A 15500-nucleotide genomic window follows, 5' to 3' on the forward strand; every position below is an offset into this window, starting at 1 on the left:
GGCGTGTTTGCACTTGCGTCAGTGGTGTGAACAAGCCCTAAAGCAGCGCGGCTTTTCTGGCGGGCTCGCCAACACCGATAATTCAAGGTTTGAACCACCCTTTGCCATCTTCCGTCTTGCACGCCTCCTTGCACATCGAGTTTCCAGAGTCGTTGCCCGTTTCAGGCAAACGCGAGGACATCATGGCCGCCATGCAGGCGCACCAGGTGCTTATCGTCTGCGGCGAAACCGGCTCGGGCAAAACCACGCAACTGCCCAAAATCGCGCTGGCCATGGGGCGCGGCAAGCTCAACTACCCCGCCGGTGAGCGCGGAAAACTCATCGGCCATACCCAGCCGCGACGCATCGCTGCGTCCAGCGTCGCCAAACGCATTGCCGAGGAGCTGAAAACACCCTTGGGCGAGGTGGTGGGCTACAAGGTGCGTTTCCAGGACCGGCTGAGCCGTGATGCGTCCGTCAAGCTGATGACCGACGGCATCCTGCTGGCCGAGACGCAGACCGATCCGCAACTGCTGGCCTACGACACCATCATCATTGACGAGGCGCACGAGCGCAGCCTGAACATTGATTTTCTGCTCGGCTACCTGCGCCAACTGCTGCCGCGCCGGCCTGACCTGAAAGTCGTGATTACCTCAGCAACGATTGACGCGCAGCGTTTTGCGGATTACTTTTCCTCCAGCAAGGGGCCGGCTCCGGTGATTCTGGTGTCGGGCCGCATGTTTCCGGTGGAGCAACGCTACCGGCCGTTTGAGGAGTCGCGCGACTACGACCTCAATGACGCGATTGCCGACGGTGTGGACGAGCTCTGGCGCAATCCGCACAGCGCTGGCGATATCCTGGTGTTTTTGCCGGGCGAGCGCGAAATCCGCGAAGCTGCGGACCACCTGCGCAAACACCTGGCGCACCAGCCGCTGTTTCGCAACGCCGAGGTGTTGCCGCTGTTTGCACGTCTGAGCCAAGCCGAGCAAGACCGCATTTTTGACGGCCACACCGGCAGGCGCATCGTGCTGGCCACCAACGTGGCCGAGACCTCGCTGACGGTGCCGGGCATCCGTTACGTGATTGATGCCGGCACGGCCCGCGTCAAGCGTTACAGCTTTCGCAACAAGGTCGAACAACTCATGGTCGAGCCGGTGTCGCAGGCGGCCGCCAACCAGCGCGCCGGGCGCTGTGGCCGTGTCGCGGACGGCATTTGCATCCGCCTGTACGACGAGCAGGACTTCTTGGGCCGGCAACGTTTTACCGATCCTGAAATTTTGCGCAGCTCTCTTGCCGCGGTCATTTTGCGCATGAAGGCGCTGCACCTGGGCACCATCGAGAGTTTTGCCTTCATTGAGCCGCCGCAGGGCCGGGCCATTGCCGATGGCTACCAGTTGTTGGCCGAACTGGGCGCGGTGGACGATGACAACGAATTGACGCTGGTGGGCCGCAACCTGGCCAGGTTGCCTCTGGACCCGCGCGTAGGCCGCATGATCCTGGAGGCACGCGACAGGCAGGCGCTGGATGAAGTGCTGGTGATTGCCAGTGCACTCAGTGTGCAGGACGTGCGCGACCGGCCCATGGACAAGCAGGCGCAGGCCGACCAGGCGCATGCGAAGTTTGACGACGAAAAAAGCGAGTTCAGCGGCTACCTGAAGCTGTGGAAATGGCTGGGCGATGTGCGCGGCGGCCATGGGACGGATCACAAACTCAGCAATCGCCAATACGAGAACCTGCTGCGTGAAAGTTACGTCAACATCCGCCGCGTGCGCGAATGGCGCGATATCCACTCGCAGCTGCACAGCGTGGTGGGCGAGCAGAAATGGGTGCTCAACAACAAGCCCGCCAGTTACGAGCAACTGCACCTGTCGATGCTCTGCGGTTTGCTTGGCAACCTCGGCATCAAAAATGAGGAGGAGGACTGGTACCTGGGCGCGCGCGGCATCAAGTTTTACCGGCATCCGGGCGCCAAACTCAGCAAAAAACCGGGACGCTGGATCGTGGCGGCCGAACTGGTTGAAACCACACGGCTGTTCGGGCGCGGCATCGCCAACATCGAACCGCAGTGGGTCGAGCAGGTGGCCGGCCATTTGCTGAAAAAACAGCTGCTGGACCCGCATTGGGAGAAAAAGGCCGCGCAGGTGACCGCGCTGGAGCGCGCAACGCTCTATGGCCTGGTCATCTACAACGGCCGGCGCGTCAATTTTGGCCGCGTTGATCCGGTCACGGCGCGGGAGATTTTCATTCGTGAGGCGCTGGTCGCTGGCAACTGGGACACCAAGCTGCCGTTCCTCGCGGCCAACCTGAAACTGATTGAGCAGGTGCAGGACCTGGAGCACAAGGCGCGGCGCCAGGACGTGCTGGTCGATGAAGAGCTGATTTACGCTTTTTATGACCAGCAGTTGCCAGCTGACATCTGCACCGGGGCCGGCTGCGAGCACTGGTACAAAGACGAGGTCAAAAAGCAGCCCAAGCTATTGCTGCTAAGCCGCGAAGAGCTGATGCGCCACGAAGCAGCCGGTATCACCACGCAGTCCTTTCCCAAAACATTGCGGCTGGGGGGCGTGGACTGCCTGGCAACCTATCTGCACGAACCGGGCGACGCCAAGGATGGCGTCACGGTGGACGTGCCGCTGTTTGCGTTGAACCAGGTGAATGAAGAGCGCTGCGAGTGGCTGGTGCCCGGCATGCTGAAAGACAAGATCCAGGCGCTGATCAAGACCCTGCACCAGCGACCGCGATCGCGCCTGGTGCCGCTGCCCGAGACCGCGACGCGCATGGCGACAGAGTTGCTGTTGCCGGAGAAGTTCGGCGCCGGGTCGCTGACGGATGCGGTTCTCAAGCTGGTGCGCGACGCAACCTCGCTGGACATCAAGCGCAACGACATGAAGCTGGAGATTCTGCCGCCGCACCTGTTCATGAACTTTCGCGTAGTGGATGAACATGGCCGTCAACTGGGCACGGGGCGTAACATCGGTGCGCTCAAGGGCGAACTCGGCTCGCAGGCCCGCGGGGCCTTCCAGGCACTGGCCGGCCTGAAAACCCGGCCGGCAGCCGAAAACGCCGGAGCAGCTGATGGTTTGGATTCAAATAGGCCTCCAGCCCTTTCTGGACGGTCGCAAGCTGCTCCTGAAAACATAGCAATCCAGAAGACGACAGCTCGCACCCCCGAGCGCTACACCGGCTGGAGTTTTGGCGAGCTGCCCGAGCTGATGGAGATCAGCAAGGGCAAACAGACGCTGATCGGGTTCCCGGCGCTGATTGACCTCGGCGACGCCGTGACCATCGAAGTGTTTGACGAGCCCGATGTGGCGGCGACCAAACACCGAGCCGGGCTGCGGCGCCTGTTTTCACTGCAGATCAAGGATGCGCTGAAATACCTGGAGAAGAATCTGCCCGACCTGCAGAAAATGGCCACGGCCTACATGCTGGTCGGCCGCGCCGCCGACAACTCGGGCGGCGGCACGCTGGAGGAATTGCGCGAGCAGATCATCGAAGTCGCGTTGGACCGTGCGTTTCTGCTGGAAGCGCTGCCGACCAACGAGGTCGACTTCAGAAAACGCATCGACGACGGGCGAGGGCGGCTGACCCTGATCGCCAATGAGGTAGCGCGCCTGGCGGCTGCCATCCTTGCCGAGTTTGCGGCTGCGCAGCGCAAGATCAAGGACACAAAAAACGCTGCTGAAGCGTCTGCCGATGCGGCCCAACAGTTGCAGCGCCTGGTGCCCAAACGGTTTTTAACCAGCACGCCTTATGCCCAATTGCAGCATTTTCCGCGCTACCTCAAGGCCATCACCTTGCGGCTGGAAAAATGGCGCTCCGACCCGGCGCGCGATGCAGCACGCCTGGCTGAGCTTCGGCCTCAGGAGCAGCGCTACTGGCGGCTGGTGGCAGAGCGCAAGGGCGCGACCGATGCGCGGCTGCAGGAGTTGCGCTGGCTGATCGAAGAACTGCGCGTGAGCTTTTTTGCGCAGGAGCTGCGCACACCGCAACCTGTCAGCATCAAGCGGCTGGACAAAGCCTGGCTCCAACTGGTCAACTGACATGCAACCATGGCAGCACCGCTGCGGACTTATAGACTCTGCTTGGACATTCGCCGGCACGCTCCGCGCCGAACTCATGAAAACTTTCCAGCCATTCGGAAAAAAGAAGGGGCTCGACCTTGGAAGTCGAGCCCCTTCTTTGTGGACGCGTAATTTTTAAATCTTGCCCATCAGCAGCAGGACGAGGAGAACAACCACGACGAGCCCCAGGCCACCGCTGGGACCGTAACCCCAACTGCGGCTGTGGCCCCAGGTCGGCAGCGCACCTACCAGGATCAGGATAAGGACGATGAGCAGAATGAGTGAAATCGACATGGAGAACTCCTTGTTTTGTGTGTGTCGATTGTTGTCTGCCGTCGGGCTGAAACCGGCAGGAAGGCACGCTGCGAGACCGTCAGGGAGTTCCTACAGTTCGCGACAGCAACGGGCTCTCGCCAGCATTTCGCCCAGAGTTTCGCTGCAGAATTTTATGAAGAAATCAGCCTTGCGCCCTTATGCATCTGTCGTAGGTAGCTATCAAATCGATAGCTACTAAAGTTTGGCCAGGCGTCCCAGAGCCATGTTCAGCGTTTCATCCTTCTTTGCAAAACAAAAGCGCACCACGCGTTGGTCGAAGCCGTCGCCGTAAAACGCGGACAGCGGAATGGCGGCGACGCCGATCTCGGTCGTGAGCCACTTGCAGAAGTCCGCTTCGCCCAAGTCGCTCACCGCCGAGATGTCCACGCACTGGAAGTAGCTGCCTTCGCTGGGCAGCAGTTTGAAGCGGGTGCCAGCCAGCCCGGCACGGAACAGGTCGCGCTTGCGCTGGTAGAACGCCGGCAGGTCCAGGTAAGGCCGGGCATCAAGCATGTACGCAGCCAGGCCGTGCTGCACCGGCGTGTTGACGGTGAAGACGTTGAACTGGTGCACCTTGCGGAACTCCTCCGTCAGCGCCGCCGGCGCCGCCACATAACCGACCTTCCAGCCAGTCACATGGTAGGTCTTGCCGAAGCTGCTGACAATGAACGCGCGCGCGGCCAGACCGGGAAAACGCGCGGCGCTCTGGTGAACGCGGCCCTGCGCCGCGTCGAAGACCATGTGTTCATACACCTCGTCGCTGATCAGCAGTACGTCGGTGGGTGCCAGGATCTCCTGCAGGCGCAGCATGTCCTCGCGCGTCCAGACCGTGGCGCTGGGGTTGTGCGGCGAGTTGATGATGATGGCGCGGGTCCTGGCGCTGAGTGCGTTGGAAATTTTGTCGAAGTCGGGCCGGAAGCTGCCGGGGACCAGCGGCACGCGCACGGCCACGCCGCCGGCCAGCTCGATGTTGGGCACGTAGCTGTCATAACAGGGTTCCAGCACGATGACTTCATCGCCGGGATGAACCACGGCCAGGACGACGGTGATGATGGCCTGCGTGGCGCCGGCCGTCACGGTGATTTCGGTGTTCGGGTTGTAGGCCCGGCCATGCAGCTGCTGCAGCTTGGCGGCAATAGCCTCGCGCAGCACCGGCACGCCGGTCATGGGCGGGTACTGGTTCAGGCCGCGTGTCATGGCGTCGGTGACGGCCCCGACGAGCTGCGGGTCACATTCAAAATCCGGGAAACCCTGGCCGAGGTTGACCGCGCCTTTTTCCGAGGCCAGGGTCGACATCACCGTGAAGATGGTGGTGCCCACGGCAGGCAGTTTGGTCTGCAGGGTCGGCGTGTATTCTTGAACAGGCGTCATGGTTGTCGGCGGTTGCGGGTGGTTCAGAGTTCGAAATCGCCATGGCGGCTGCCCATGGCCCGGGTGATCTGGGTTCGGTCGAGTCGGTCATTGATCAGCTCGGCAAACTTGTAGACGAAGTTGCGGAGGTAAGCGCTGCGCTTGAAAGCGACGCGCGCCACATTCGCGCCAAACAGGGGGCCGGCCGGCCGTGCCAGCAAGTCGCTGTTGGTGCCGTCGTCCTTGAGCGCCATCTCGGCCACGATGCCGATGCCCAGGCCCAGGCGCACATAGGTCTTGATCACATCGGAGTCAATGGCTTCCAGCGCAATGCGCGGGTGCAGGTGTTTGGCGGCAAAGGCCTGGTCCACCTTGGTGCGGCCGGTGAAGGACGGGTGGTAGGTGATCAGCGGCTGCCCGGCCAGGTCTTCCAGCGTGATCTCTTCCTGTTTCGCCAGCGGATGGTCCAGCGGCATCACCAGCATGTGCTGCCATTCGTAGCAGGGCAGGGTGACGAGTTCGTCGTACTGCGCCAGCGACTCGGTGGCGATGCCGATTTCGGCAACTTCATCGATCAGCATGCGGGCCACCTGGTCGGGCGAGCCCTGGTGCAGGCTGACATTGACTTTGGGAAAGGCTTCGCGCAGTTTCGCCACCGGCACCGGCAACACGTACCGCGCCTGGGTGTGGGTGGTGGCAATCGAGAGGGTGCCGCTGTCCTGCGCCGAATACTGCTCGCCGATGCGCCGCAGGTTGCCGACCTCGCGCATGATGATGTCTATGCTTTTGAGGACGTGGTCACCGGGTTCGGTGACGCGTTTGAGGCGTTTGCCGTGGCGCGCGAAAATTTCCACACCCAGCTCTTCTTCCAGCTCAATGATGGCCTTGGACACGCCGGGCTGGGAGGTGTGCAGGGAGCGAGCGGTTTCCGTGAGGTTGAGGTTGCGCCGGACGGCTTCCTGGACAAACCGGAATTGATGGAGGTTCATATGCTATTTCGGCTAATTGTTTATTTTATTATGCCGTTTGAACCTAAGTAAATCAGGCGCAGGCCAAAAAAAACCAGGCCAGCGCGTTCAGGACAGGGCGATGTCCGCCATCAGCGCCGTCAGTTGCGGGTACTCGCCGGCCGTCGGCATTAATTCCACCGGCACACCCGGGTGCCGGGCCTTGAGTTGTGCGATCAGGCTGGGAAGGTCTTCCCGGGCGTGTTTGCCCACTCCTAGAAACAGCGGAAAGACCCTGAGCTGCCGGGCGCCGGCAGCGATCAGATCCATGGCGGCTTGCGCCAGGTCCGGTTCGGACAGCTCCAGGTAGGCGCAGCAAACCAGCGCATGAGGATCGCGTGCGCGTATGGCCTCGGCCACGGCTTCTATGGGCAGGCGCCACAAGGGGTCGCGCGAGCCGTGCGCAAACAGGATGATGCCGCGCTTGTCCATCAGCGCCTCAGCACCAGCCAGCCGAAGGCGCCCAGCGAAATCGCCATGTAGAGCAGGCCCGGGGCCGCCGCCGCCAGCCAGGGCCGCCAGCTCTGCAGGTTGCCGATATAGCCGAACACGTTGTTGAGCAAAAAGAAGCTGATGCCAATCATGACGCCGCCGAACACATACCCCGCGATGCCGCCGCTGCGAAAGTGCAAGTAGGCAAAGGGAAGGGCCAGCACCACCATGACCAGGCAGCTCAGCGGGTAGAAAACTTTTTTCCAGAACTCGATCTCGTAGCGCTGGGCGGTCTGGCCGTTGGCGTTCAGGTGGCGGATATAGGCAAACAGGTCGATGGTGCTCATGCGCTCGGGCTTGAGCACTGCCACCGACACCATCTCTGCGCTGATTTCGGTGGGCCAGCGAAACCGTTCAATCTTGTTGATGGTGATTTTGGCGGAGTCGCGGCCGGCTTCTGTGGCGGTGACCTGCCCGGCTTTGACGGTGAAATCGGTCCGGGTTCCGCCTTCGAGTTGCCACGAGTCGTCGGCCGCAAACCTGGCGAGCGGAGACTGCGTGATGGACACCAGCAGGCCCCGGTTGTTGAACTCGAACACGCGCACACCCTGCATTTCGTTGGTGGACGAGAGCGCTCCCACATTCACAACATAGCTGTTGTAGGCCTGTTTTTCCTTGAGCCAGGTGCCGGTCTGGCCGATGGTGATGCGGCCCTGATACCGGGCCTTGAGCAACTGGGCACTGCGGTCAGCGGCCGGGGCGAGGTAATCGCCAATCGCAAAACACAGAAGGGTAAAAAACGCACCAAGCGCCAGCAGCAAACGCAGGGCCCGCCAGGGCTCCAGGCCGCTGGTGCGCAAAATGGTGTACTCCGAGCTCTGGGCCAGCCGTGCCATCACGAAGATGGCGCCGATGAGCACCGAGATCGGCACCAGCTCATACAGGTGGCTGGGAATAAGCAGCGCGACATACAGCAGTGCGTGCCGGATCTGGTAGGTGTTCTCGTCGGAGCTGAGTGCACCGGCGGCGTTTTTACCCAGGTACTGCAGCTCGTCCACCAGATCAAAAAAGAAAAATAGCGCGAGAAAGCCGGCCGCCACAAAAGCGATGGAGCCCAGCACCTCGCCATAAATCAGGCGGCGTATGGTTTTCATGCAGCCTCCTTCACGGCCTGCCGCTTGCGCTGCCGGCTGGCGGCGCCTTTGAAGGTCCAGTTCAGGTGGCGCTTGGACAGCCAGGTCAGGGCCAGCAACAGCGCGCCGCCGTGCAGGGCCAGCAAAAACGGGCCGAAACTGGCAACGCCGACCGTGATCCAGCTCTGGCCCAGGTTCAGCAGGTTGTGATAGACCACAAAGGTAAACAGCACAAAGATGAGGTTGCCGCTACGTCCCGCTCGCGGATTGACGCTGGCCAGCGCCAGCGCGATGACAACAAAGTTGATGGCGGCCAGCGCCATGCCAAGGCGCCAGGCCAGCTCACCCTGGTTGGGGCGGGTGGGCGTGCGCAACAGGTCCCGGGTGGACTTGGATTTCTCGGGCGTGTTGCCATTGATCAGGGGGCTGTCGCCGGCCTTGCTGCCGTATTCCTCGAACTCGGTGATTTTCAGGGCCGACTTGCCGATCTCATTCTCAAGCCGCTGGCCGTTGTTGAGCAGCAGCAGTTGCGAGTTGCCGACAGTGGCAATCCGGCCCGAGCTGGCCGTGGTCACTGCGTTTTTCCCCTTTTCCGTCGATGAAATAAACACGTTGTTGCTGACCTTGCCCTGGCTGGTGTCGCGGTCTATAAAAAACACCCGGTTGCCGTTGGACGACTCCTGGAACTGACCGGGCGAGACGCGCTCCAGGTCGCCGCGCTGCTCGTAGCGGTCTTTCATGTCTTGCGCCTGCTGGTTCGACCAGGGCCAGACAAACACCGACATCAGCGTGATCACCAGCAACACGGGCCAGGCAAAGCGGAACAGCGGGACCAGAAAAATGGCCAGGCCACGGCCGCTGACAAACCACACCACCATCTCGCTGTCGCGGTACATGCGCGACAGGGTGCTGACCATGGCGACAAACAGGGACAGCGTCAGGATGATGGGCAGGCGTCCGAGCGCCGAGTAGCCCATGACCATCATCACGTCCTGCGGGTTGACGCTGCCGCGAGAGGCCTGGCCCAGCGTACGGATCAGGATGATGGTGATCACAATGGTCAACAAAACCACAAGCGTCGCCCCGAAACTGCGCGCCAACTCCTTGCGGATCGAAGATTGGAATAACATTGCCTGAAACTGTGCCTTCCCTGCTTAACTACCAACGCCGGACCCAACGGTTACGGCACCCAACTCCCAATTATGGACTTTGAACTCAAAACCCTGACCGCTGCCCGCCTTTGCGCCGAGAAATGTGATGCCTTGATTGTGCTGGTCGGTGGCGATGCCGCGTCCGGTTCCGACGCCGTCTCCAAAATGGCGGCGCTGGCCATCAAGTCAGGAGATTTTGAGAGTAAGCCCGGCAAACTGCTCAGTGCCTACCGGCCCCAGGGCATCAGCGCAACGCGGGTGCTGTTCGCAGGCGCTGGCGATGGCAGCGCAAAAAACATCAGGACCGCCGTAAGCGCGGCGATGGTGGGCCTGAAAACCACCAATGTCCAGCGCGTGGTGCTGAGCCTGGTGGGCTTGCCCAAGGCGGGTCATGACGCCGCCCGCGCGGCGGTGCTGGCCTGTGCAGACGCCAGTTATGCCTACGCCACCACAAAATCAAAGCCGCCTGGGCAAAAGCTGCAGCGTGTGGTGCTTGCCGTGTCCTCACTGGCGGCCAACCAGGCCGGATTTGACAAGGGCGTCGGCCTGTCCATGGGCCTGGCGCTGACACGGGAGTGGGCCAACCGCCCGGCCAACCATGCCACCCCAACGCTGCTGGCTCAGGCCGCCAAAGAGCTCGGCAAGCTGCCCCGCATCAAGGTCGAGGTTCTCGGTCCGAAGGAAGTGGCGAAACTCGGCATGGGCTCGTTCATGGCGGTCGCCCGAGGCTCCGACGAGCCGCTGCGTTTTATTGTGCTGCGTTATGAGGGGGGCTCCAAAACCGAAGCACCAGTGCTGCTGATCGGCAAGGGCATCACCTTTGACACTGGCGGCATCTCCATCAAGCCCGCCGCTGAAATGGACGAAATGAAGTACGACATGGGCGGTGCCGCCAGCGTGCTCGGGACCTTCCGGGCGCTGGCCGAGCTTCAGCCGGCGCTCAATGTGGTGGGTCTGATCCCCGCCTGCGAGAACATGCCGGACGGCCGCGCTGTCAAACCCGGCGATGTGGTTACCAGCATGAGCGGGCAGACCATCGAAATTCTCAACACTGACGCGGAAGGCCGGCTGGTGCTGTGCGACGCCCTGACCTACGCAGAGCGTTTCAAGCCGCGCGCTGTAGTGGACATAGCCACCCTCACGGGCGCCTGCGTGATTGCGCTGGGCGGCGTGCGAAGCGGCATGTTTTCCAGCGACGATGCGCTGGCCCACGCGCTGGCCCAAGCCGGCGACAGCTCGATGGACCTGTGCTGGCGCATGCCGCTGGACGATGAGTATGCGGATGGCCTCAAGACCCATTTTGCCGATGTGGCCAATGTGGCCGGGCGTGCCGGCGGCGCCATCACGGCGGCCAAGTTTCTGCAGCGGTTCGCTGGAAAATTTCCCTGGGCCCATCTGGATATCGCGGGTACGGCCTGGAAAAGCGGGGCAGCCAAAGGATCGACCGGGCGGCCGGTGCCGCTGCTGGTCGATTTTCTGCTCAGCCAGGTCCAGACCTCCAAAGTTGCCAAAGCTGCCAAAGCTGCCAGGCCCTCCTCTAAAAAGCGGAGCGTGTCCCGCGCATGACCGAAGTCGCGTTCCATTTTAATGTGCCGGACAAGCTGGCGTACAGCTGCCGCCTGCTGCGCAAAGCCTGGGGCAACGGCGCGCGCGTGGTGGTAACGGGTGAGCCTGACGCGCTGGGCCGGCTGGACCAGATGTTGTGGACGTTTTCGCCGCTGGAGTTTGTGCCGCATTGCCAGTTGGACGCCTCAGCGGCCACCGTGGCCGCCACGCCGGTGCTGCTGGCGCGCTCGCTCGAAGCCTGCCCGCACCATGACGTGTTGGTGAACCTTGGTCAGCAGGTACCGGATGGCTTTGAGCGCTTCGAGCGTTTTATCGAGCTGGTGACCCTTGCCGATGAGGACCGGGCTGCAGCGCGCAGCCGATGGAAGCATTACACCGATCGCGGTTATGCCATGAGGCGGCATGACCTTGCGCAGGGGGGCGGGGCATGAGCTGGGCGGCCATTGCGGAGGGTCTTGGCACCACATCCTGCCCGGCGAGACTTGTCCAATGAGTCGCACGACCCCGCCACCGCGTTTTGTGCCCACCTTGACGGAAGTTGTCCAGCCGGTCGCCCCTGAGCCTGCCGCTGCCAACACCCCGGCTGCCAGTACCGAGGGTGCCGATGCGCCCGGCAAGGGGCACCTTCAGGAACAGATGGTGCATCGCGTGATGCAGCGCGTGGACCTGACGCTGGACCGGCTACTCCGTGAGACGGTGGGCCGGCTGGTGCTGGAGCACACCCAGGCGCTGGCGCCCAGCCTCCGCGATGAAATCGAAATTGTCGTGCGCCAGTCGGTCAATCAGGCGTTTGAGCAGGAACTGGCCAGCCAGTGGCAGGACCGGCCCTGACAATACGCAGTGTCCGGCTCCAAGCCTTATTAGAACCGCTAATACCTGAACACTTTCCGTTCTTTCGTCGTGGCGGCAGCAACACCCTAGGGCTCCTTGCTATGGTGTGGGCGCGAAAATTGCGGTATGTTCTGTGCCGTTGAGCAAAAAAACTGTTCTCAACCTTTAACGGTAATTTCCTAATTGGAGTGTATTTATGCAAATGAAATGGACTGCGGTCGCTTTGGCCGCCACATTGGTAGTCGCCTGCGGGAAAAAAGAAGAAGCCGCACCTGCTGCCACTGCACCTGCTGCTCCGGTCGCTGCGGCTCCTGCCCCCGCCGGCGATACGATTGTTGTCAAGATTGGTCACGTTGCCCCCATTTCAGGCGCTCAAGCCCACTACGGCAAGGACAATGAAAATGGCGTGCGTATGGCCATTGAAGACCTGAATAAACAAGGCGTCATGATCGGTGGCAAAAAGGCCACTTTTGAAATCGTCGCCGAAGACGATGCCGCTGATCCAAAACAGGGCACCGCTGCTGCACAAAAACTGTGCGACTCCAAAGTTGCCGGCGTGGTCGGTCACCTCAATTCAGGCACGACCATTCCAGCCTCCAAGGTCTACAACGACTGCGGCATTCCGCACGTGACCGGCGCCGCGACCAATCCGGACCTGACCAAGCCTGGCTACAAGACCACCTACCGCATCATTGCCAATGACCTGGCATTGGGCTCCGGCCTGGCGTTTTATGCCGCCGACACCCTGAAGCTCAAAAAAGTGGCTGTCATCGACGACCGTTCTGCCTACGGCCAGGGCGTTGCCGACATCTTCAAGAAGACCGCCAAGGAAAAAGGCATGACCGTGGTGGATGAGCAGTTCACCACCGACAAGGCCACCGACTTTATGGCCATCCTGACCGCCATCAAGGCCAAAGCCCCTGATGCCGTGTTCTACGGCGGCATGGACCCCCAAGCCGGCCCCATGCTGCGCCAGATGGAGCAGCTCGGCATGAGCAAGGTCAAGTATTTCGGCGGTGACGGCATCTGCACCTCCGAGATTGCCAAGCTCGCTGGCGGCGCCAAAACCCTCGACAACGTGATCTGCGCCGAAGGTGGCGCATCGCTGGCCAAAATGCCAGGCGGAACCGAGTGGAAAAAACGCTACGACGAGAAGTATCCGAACCAGTTCCAGGTCTACAGCCCGTACACCTACGACGCCACCTTCGTTCTGGTTGATGCAATGAAACGTGCCAATTCGATCGATCCGGCTGTCTACATCCCCGAGCTGATCAAGACCAGCTACAAAGGCGTGACCACTACCATCGAGTTCTTGCCTAACGGTGAACTGAAGAATCCGTCCATCACCTTGTACACCTACAAGGACGGCAAGAAAACGGCTCTGGAATAAGTTTTCGGTCCTCAGCAAAAAAGCCACCGCAAGGTGGCTTTTTTTTGCTTCAACGCGACACCCAGGAGCTCGTATGCCGTGCCGCCAGCCTGCAAGGCTTGTGAATTTTCATCGAGTCCTCACAGTGATCTGGGGATTCCGATTCCGATCGTTATGCGCAGGAGGCACAGACGGGTTGCGGTGCGTGGCCCGGCGAGTTGCAGGCACAAAAAAACCCAGACAGGCTGGGCTTTCAGGAGTTTCACCACCGTGTCGGAACTCACGGCAACTGTACTAACTGGCGGAAGAGGCGGGATTCGAACCCGCGGTGGGTATAACCCCACGCACGCTTTCCAGGCGTGTGACTTAAACCGCTCATCCACCCTTCCGCGAAGCCTCAGATTGTAGCAGGCCGGGTGCTACCTCAAGCCACCTCTTGGTCTGCATTCAATGCAAGGCGCTGTGGAAGCGGTGTTTTTCCAGCTGGGTCCGGGTCACAAACTCCAGGGCCCGGATGTGTGTGGACTCCAGCACGACCGGCGGCGCGAAGCCGGCTTCCAGCGCCTCGCGCCAGCGGTTGGCACAGAGGCACCAGCGGTCACCTGGTCTCAGGCCGGCAAAGCGGTATTCTGGCCGGGGCGTGGACAGGTCGTTGCCGCGCTCTGCTGTAAAGGCCAGAAAGTCCGCCGTTACCCTGACGCATACCAGGTGAGAGCCCAGGTCAGACTCATCGGTGTTGCAGCAACCGTCACGAAAATACCCGGTCAGCGGGTCGTAGGAGCAGGGGACCAGCTCGGTGCCGAGCACGTTCATGAGGGTCATTTTTTTTATGCTTTTGCCAGATCGGGTCAACTGGCCTGGCTGGATTGCACCATTTTCATCGCCGAGGAAATCAAGGCGGAAACTTCAGTCATGTTGCTGGGCACAATCAGTGTGGTCTTGGCATCTGCGGCAACGCTGGCATAGGCTTCGACCGCTTTTTCCGCCACCTTGAGCTGCACGGCCTGTTCACCGCCGGGCTGACGAATCGCCAATGCAACGACCTCGATGGCTCTTGCGTTGGCTTCAGCGACTGCCAGGATGGCAGATGCTTCACCTTGTGCATTGTTGATGGCGGCCTGTTTTTCACCCTCGGAGCGTGCAATAAAAGCTTCGCGTTCACCGTTGGCAATGTTGATCTGCTCTTGCTTGCGGCCTTCGGATGCTGCAATCAATGCGCGTTTTTCCCGTTCAGCGGTGATCTGCGACTGCATGGCAAGCAGGATTTCTTTGGGTGGCGTCAAGTCCTTGATTTCATAACGCAGGACTTTCACGCCCCAGTTCATCGCGGCCTCGTCAATGGCGGCGACCACCTGGGCATTGATGATGGCGCGCTCTTCAAAAGTCTTGTCGAGTTCAAGCTTGCCGATCACGCTGCGCAGCGAGGTTTGTGCCAGCTGAGAGATCGCCACAATATAATTGGACGACCCGTAGCTGGCGCGCATCGGATCCGTGACCTGGAAGTACAAAATGCCATCGACCTGCAATTGCGTGTTGTCGCGCGTGATACAGACTTGGCTCGGGATGTCCAGCGGGATCTCCTTGAGGGAGTGTTTGTAGGCTACGCTGTCAATGAAGGGAACCAGAAAATTCAGTCCTGGCGTCAGGCTGGCATGGTATTTCCCCAGGCGCTCGACGACCCATGAGTTTTGCTGCGGTACCACCTTGATGGACCGAGTGATGAAAATCACTGCAATGACGACAATGATGATGGCAATTTCCATGGGGGATCTTTCTTTTTGAGAAGGTTAGAGTTTGTCGACCAGCAATCTGCTGCCGACCAGTTCGGCTATCTGGTGAAGTCCGGCGGAGGGTGTGCTGCCCGTTCGATGAATCGCCGTCCAGATCGCGCCACGGTATTTCACCGCAGCCGTTCCATCCGCACTCCATTCCTCGATCAGCACCTTTTCGCCAATGTCAAGATTGACACTGCGATCGGCGCGTGCAGATGGATCATGCGGACGTTTTTTCTTGACGAAGTAGCACACGACCACTGCACCGCCTCCTATGATTGCAGCGGCCAGCATCTGCGTTGTCGAGCCGGCACCGGAATGCGCGGCGAGTGCCGCTGCCGCCATTCCCAGGCTGATCATCAGCAGGAAAAAAGTACCGGTGAGCAACTCTGCAATAACTGCCCCACCTGCAAGCAACCACCAGATGGTTGATTCGGTCATGTGATCTCCTTGTGTCGGTGATGGACTACATTTTGCTGCAAATAGTCTTTTTGACATAACGCGGGCAGTCATATGTCCTTACACTTTGCC

The 15500-nt window shown here is 60.8% G+C and carries 14 protein-coding genes and 1 tRNA gene; 5 read left to right on the forward strand and 10 right to left on the reverse strand.

Annotated features, from left to right (window positions below; genetic code table 11):
* Positions 1-182 precede the first annotated feature (182 nt).
* Entirely contained in the window at positions 183-4022 is a 3840-nt protein-coding gene (gene hrpA, locus ACESMT_RS19410) for an ATP-dependent RNA helicase HrpA (RefSeq protein ID WP_372828262.1), read from the forward strand.
* Between the two features lie 156 nt (positions 4023-4178).
* Here the strand turns inward: hrpA and ACESMT_RS19415 are convergent, their stop codons facing one another.
* The 6 genes from ACESMT_RS19415 to lptF form a co-directional block, all read right to left on the reverse strand.
* A complete protein-coding gene (locus ACESMT_RS19415; RefSeq protein ID WP_372828234.1) occupies positions 4179-4337 on the reverse strand; it encodes a DUF3309 family protein in 159 nt (52 codons plus the stop codon).
* Positions 4338-4553: 216 nt separating this feature from the next.
* Entirely contained in the window at positions 4554-5729 is a 1176-nt protein-coding gene (locus ACESMT_RS19420) for a pyridoxal phosphate-dependent aminotransferase (protein ID WP_372828235.1), read from the reverse strand.
* Between the two features lie 23 nt (positions 5730-5752).
* Entirely contained in the window at positions 5753-6697 is a 945-nt protein-coding gene (locus tag ACESMT_RS19425; RefSeq protein WP_372828236.1) for a CysB family HTH-type transcriptional regulator, read from the reverse strand.
* 87 nt (positions 6698-6784) lie between these two features.
* Positions 6785-7147, reverse strand: coding sequence for a sirohydrochlorin chelatase (locus tag ACESMT_RS19430; RefSeq protein ID WP_372828237.1), 363 nt, complete (start codon positions 7145-7147; stop codon positions 6785-6787).
* Positions 7147-8301 (reverse strand): LPS export ABC transporter permease LptG, encoded by a 1155-nt coding sequence (lptG, locus tag ACESMT_RS19435; protein ID WP_372828238.1) that lies wholly within the window; start codon positions 8299-8301, stop codon positions 7147-7149. Before lptG ends, ACESMT_RS19430 begins: the two co-directional genes overlap by 1 nt.
* Positions 8298-9410 carry an LPS export ABC transporter permease LptF gene (gene lptF / locus ACESMT_RS19440; RefSeq protein ID WP_372828239.1) on the reverse strand — a complete coding sequence of 371 codons (1113 nt, stop codon included), beginning with the start codon at positions 9408-9410 and terminating at the stop codon, positions 8298-8300. The genes lptG and lptF overlap by 4 nt, the downstream gene beginning before the upstream one ends.
* Before the next feature lie 72 nt (positions 9411-9482).
* On the opposite strand from lptF, the gene ACESMT_RS19445 reads away from it, so the two are divergent.
* From ACESMT_RS19445 to ACESMT_RS19460, 4 genes are all read left to right on the forward strand, one after another.
* Positions 9483-10997 (forward strand): leucyl aminopeptidase, encoded by a 1515-nt coding sequence (locus ACESMT_RS19445; protein WP_372828240.1) that lies wholly within the window; start codon positions 9483-9485, stop codon positions 10995-10997.
* The gene (locus ACESMT_RS19450) at positions 10994-11428 is read left to right on the forward strand and encodes a DNA polymerase III subunit chi (RefSeq protein ID WP_372828241.1); all 435 of its coding nucleotides are present in this window, start codon (positions 10994-10996) and stop codon (positions 11426-11428) included. The genes ACESMT_RS19445 and ACESMT_RS19450 overlap by 4 nt, the downstream gene beginning before the upstream one ends.
* 58 nt (positions 11429-11486) lie before the next feature.
* Positions 11487-11828 carry a hypothetical protein gene (locus tag ACESMT_RS19455; RefSeq protein WP_372828242.1) on the forward strand — a complete coding sequence of 114 codons (342 nt, stop codon included), beginning with the start codon at positions 11487-11489 and terminating at the stop codon, positions 11826-11828.
* 196 nt (positions 11829-12024) lie between these two features.
* Entirely contained in the window at positions 12025-13218 is a 1194-nt protein-coding gene (locus ACESMT_RS19460) for a branched-chain amino acid ABC transporter substrate-binding protein (protein ID WP_372828243.1), read from the forward strand.
* A 278-nt stretch (positions 13219-13496) separates the two neighbouring features.
* Here the strand turns inward: ACESMT_RS19460 and ACESMT_RS19465 are convergent.
* From ACESMT_RS19465 to ACESMT_RS19480, 4 genes are all read right to left on the reverse strand, one after another.
* Positions 13497-13586, reverse strand: a tRNA-Ser gene (locus ACESMT_RS19465).
* 58 nt (positions 13587-13644) lie between these two features.
* Positions 13645-14019, reverse strand: coding sequence for a DUF2237 family protein (locus ACESMT_RS19470; RefSeq protein ID WP_372828244.1), 375 nt, complete (start codon positions 14017-14019; stop codon positions 13645-13647).
* Positions 14020-14045: 26 nt separating this feature from the next.
* Entirely contained in the window at positions 14046-14960 is a 915-nt protein-coding gene (locus ACESMT_RS19475) for an SPFH domain-containing protein (RefSeq protein WP_372828245.1), read from the reverse strand.
* A 24-nt stretch (positions 14961-14984) separates the two neighbouring features.
* Complete coding sequence (locus ACESMT_RS19480; RefSeq protein WP_372828246.1) at positions 14985-15410, reverse strand: NfeD family protein; 426 nt, start codon at positions 15408-15410, stop codon at positions 14985-14987.
* Between the last annotated feature and the right edge of the window lie 90 nt (positions 15411-15500).

The sequence above is a fragment of the Polaromonas sp. genome (assembly GCF_041689105.1).
GTDB lineage: Bacteria > Pseudomonadota > Gammaproteobacteria > Burkholderiales > Burkholderiaceae_C > Polaromonas.

Excerpts from the sequence above, each read along its gene's own strand:
- hrpA (WP_372828262.1), top strand. The coding sequence starts at position 183 with ATGGCCGCCATGCAGGCGCACCAGGTGCTTATCGTCTGCGGCGAAACC.
- ACESMT_RS19415 (WP_372828234.1), bottom strand. The coding sequence starts at position 4,337 with ATGTCGATTTCACTCATTCTGCTCATCGTCCTTATCCTGATCCTGGTA.
- ACESMT_RS19420 (WP_372828235.1), bottom strand. The coding sequence starts at position 5,729 with ATGACGCCTGTTCAAGAATACACGCCGACCCTGCAGACCAAACTGCCT.
- ACESMT_RS19425 (WP_372828236.1), bottom strand. The coding sequence starts at position 6,697 with ATGAACCTCCATCAATTCCGGTTTGTCCAGGAAGCCGTCCGGCGCAAC.
- ACESMT_RS19430 (WP_372828237.1), bottom strand. The coding sequence starts at position 7,147 with ATGGACAAGCGCGGCATCATCCTGTTTGCGCACGGCTCGCGCGACCCC.
- lptG (WP_372828238.1), bottom strand. The coding sequence starts at position 8,301 with ATGAAAACCATACGCCGCCTGATTTATGGCGAGGTGCTGGGCTCCATC.
- lptF (WP_372828239.1), bottom strand. The coding sequence starts at position 9,410 with ATGTTATTCCAATCTTCGATCCGCAAGGAGTTGGCGCGCAGTTTCGGG.
- ACESMT_RS19445 (WP_372828240.1), top strand. The coding sequence starts at position 9,483 with ATGGACTTTGAACTCAAAACCCTGACCGCTGCCCGCCTTTGCGCCGAG.
- ACESMT_RS19450 (WP_372828241.1), top strand. The coding sequence starts at position 10,994 with ATGACCGAAGTCGCGTTCCATTTTAATGTGCCGGACAAGCTGGCGTAC.
- ACESMT_RS19455 (WP_372828242.1), top strand. The coding sequence starts at position 11,487 with ATGAGTCGCACGACCCCGCCACCGCGTTTTGTGCCCACCTTGACGGAA.
- ACESMT_RS19460 (WP_372828243.1), top strand. The coding sequence starts at position 12,025 with ATGCAAATGAAATGGACTGCGGTCGCTTTGGCCGCCACATTGGTAGTC.
- ACESMT_RS19470 (WP_372828244.1), bottom strand. The coding sequence starts at position 14,019 with ATGACCCTCATGAACGTGCTCGGCACCGAGCTGGTCCCCTGCTCCTAC.
- ACESMT_RS19475 (WP_372828245.1), bottom strand. The coding sequence starts at position 14,960 with ATGGAAATTGCCATCATCATTGTCGTCATTGCAGTGATTTTCATCACT.
- ACESMT_RS19480 (WP_372828246.1), bottom strand. The coding sequence starts at position 15,410 with ATGACCGAATCAACCATCTGGTGGTTGCTTGCAGGTGGGGCAGTTATT.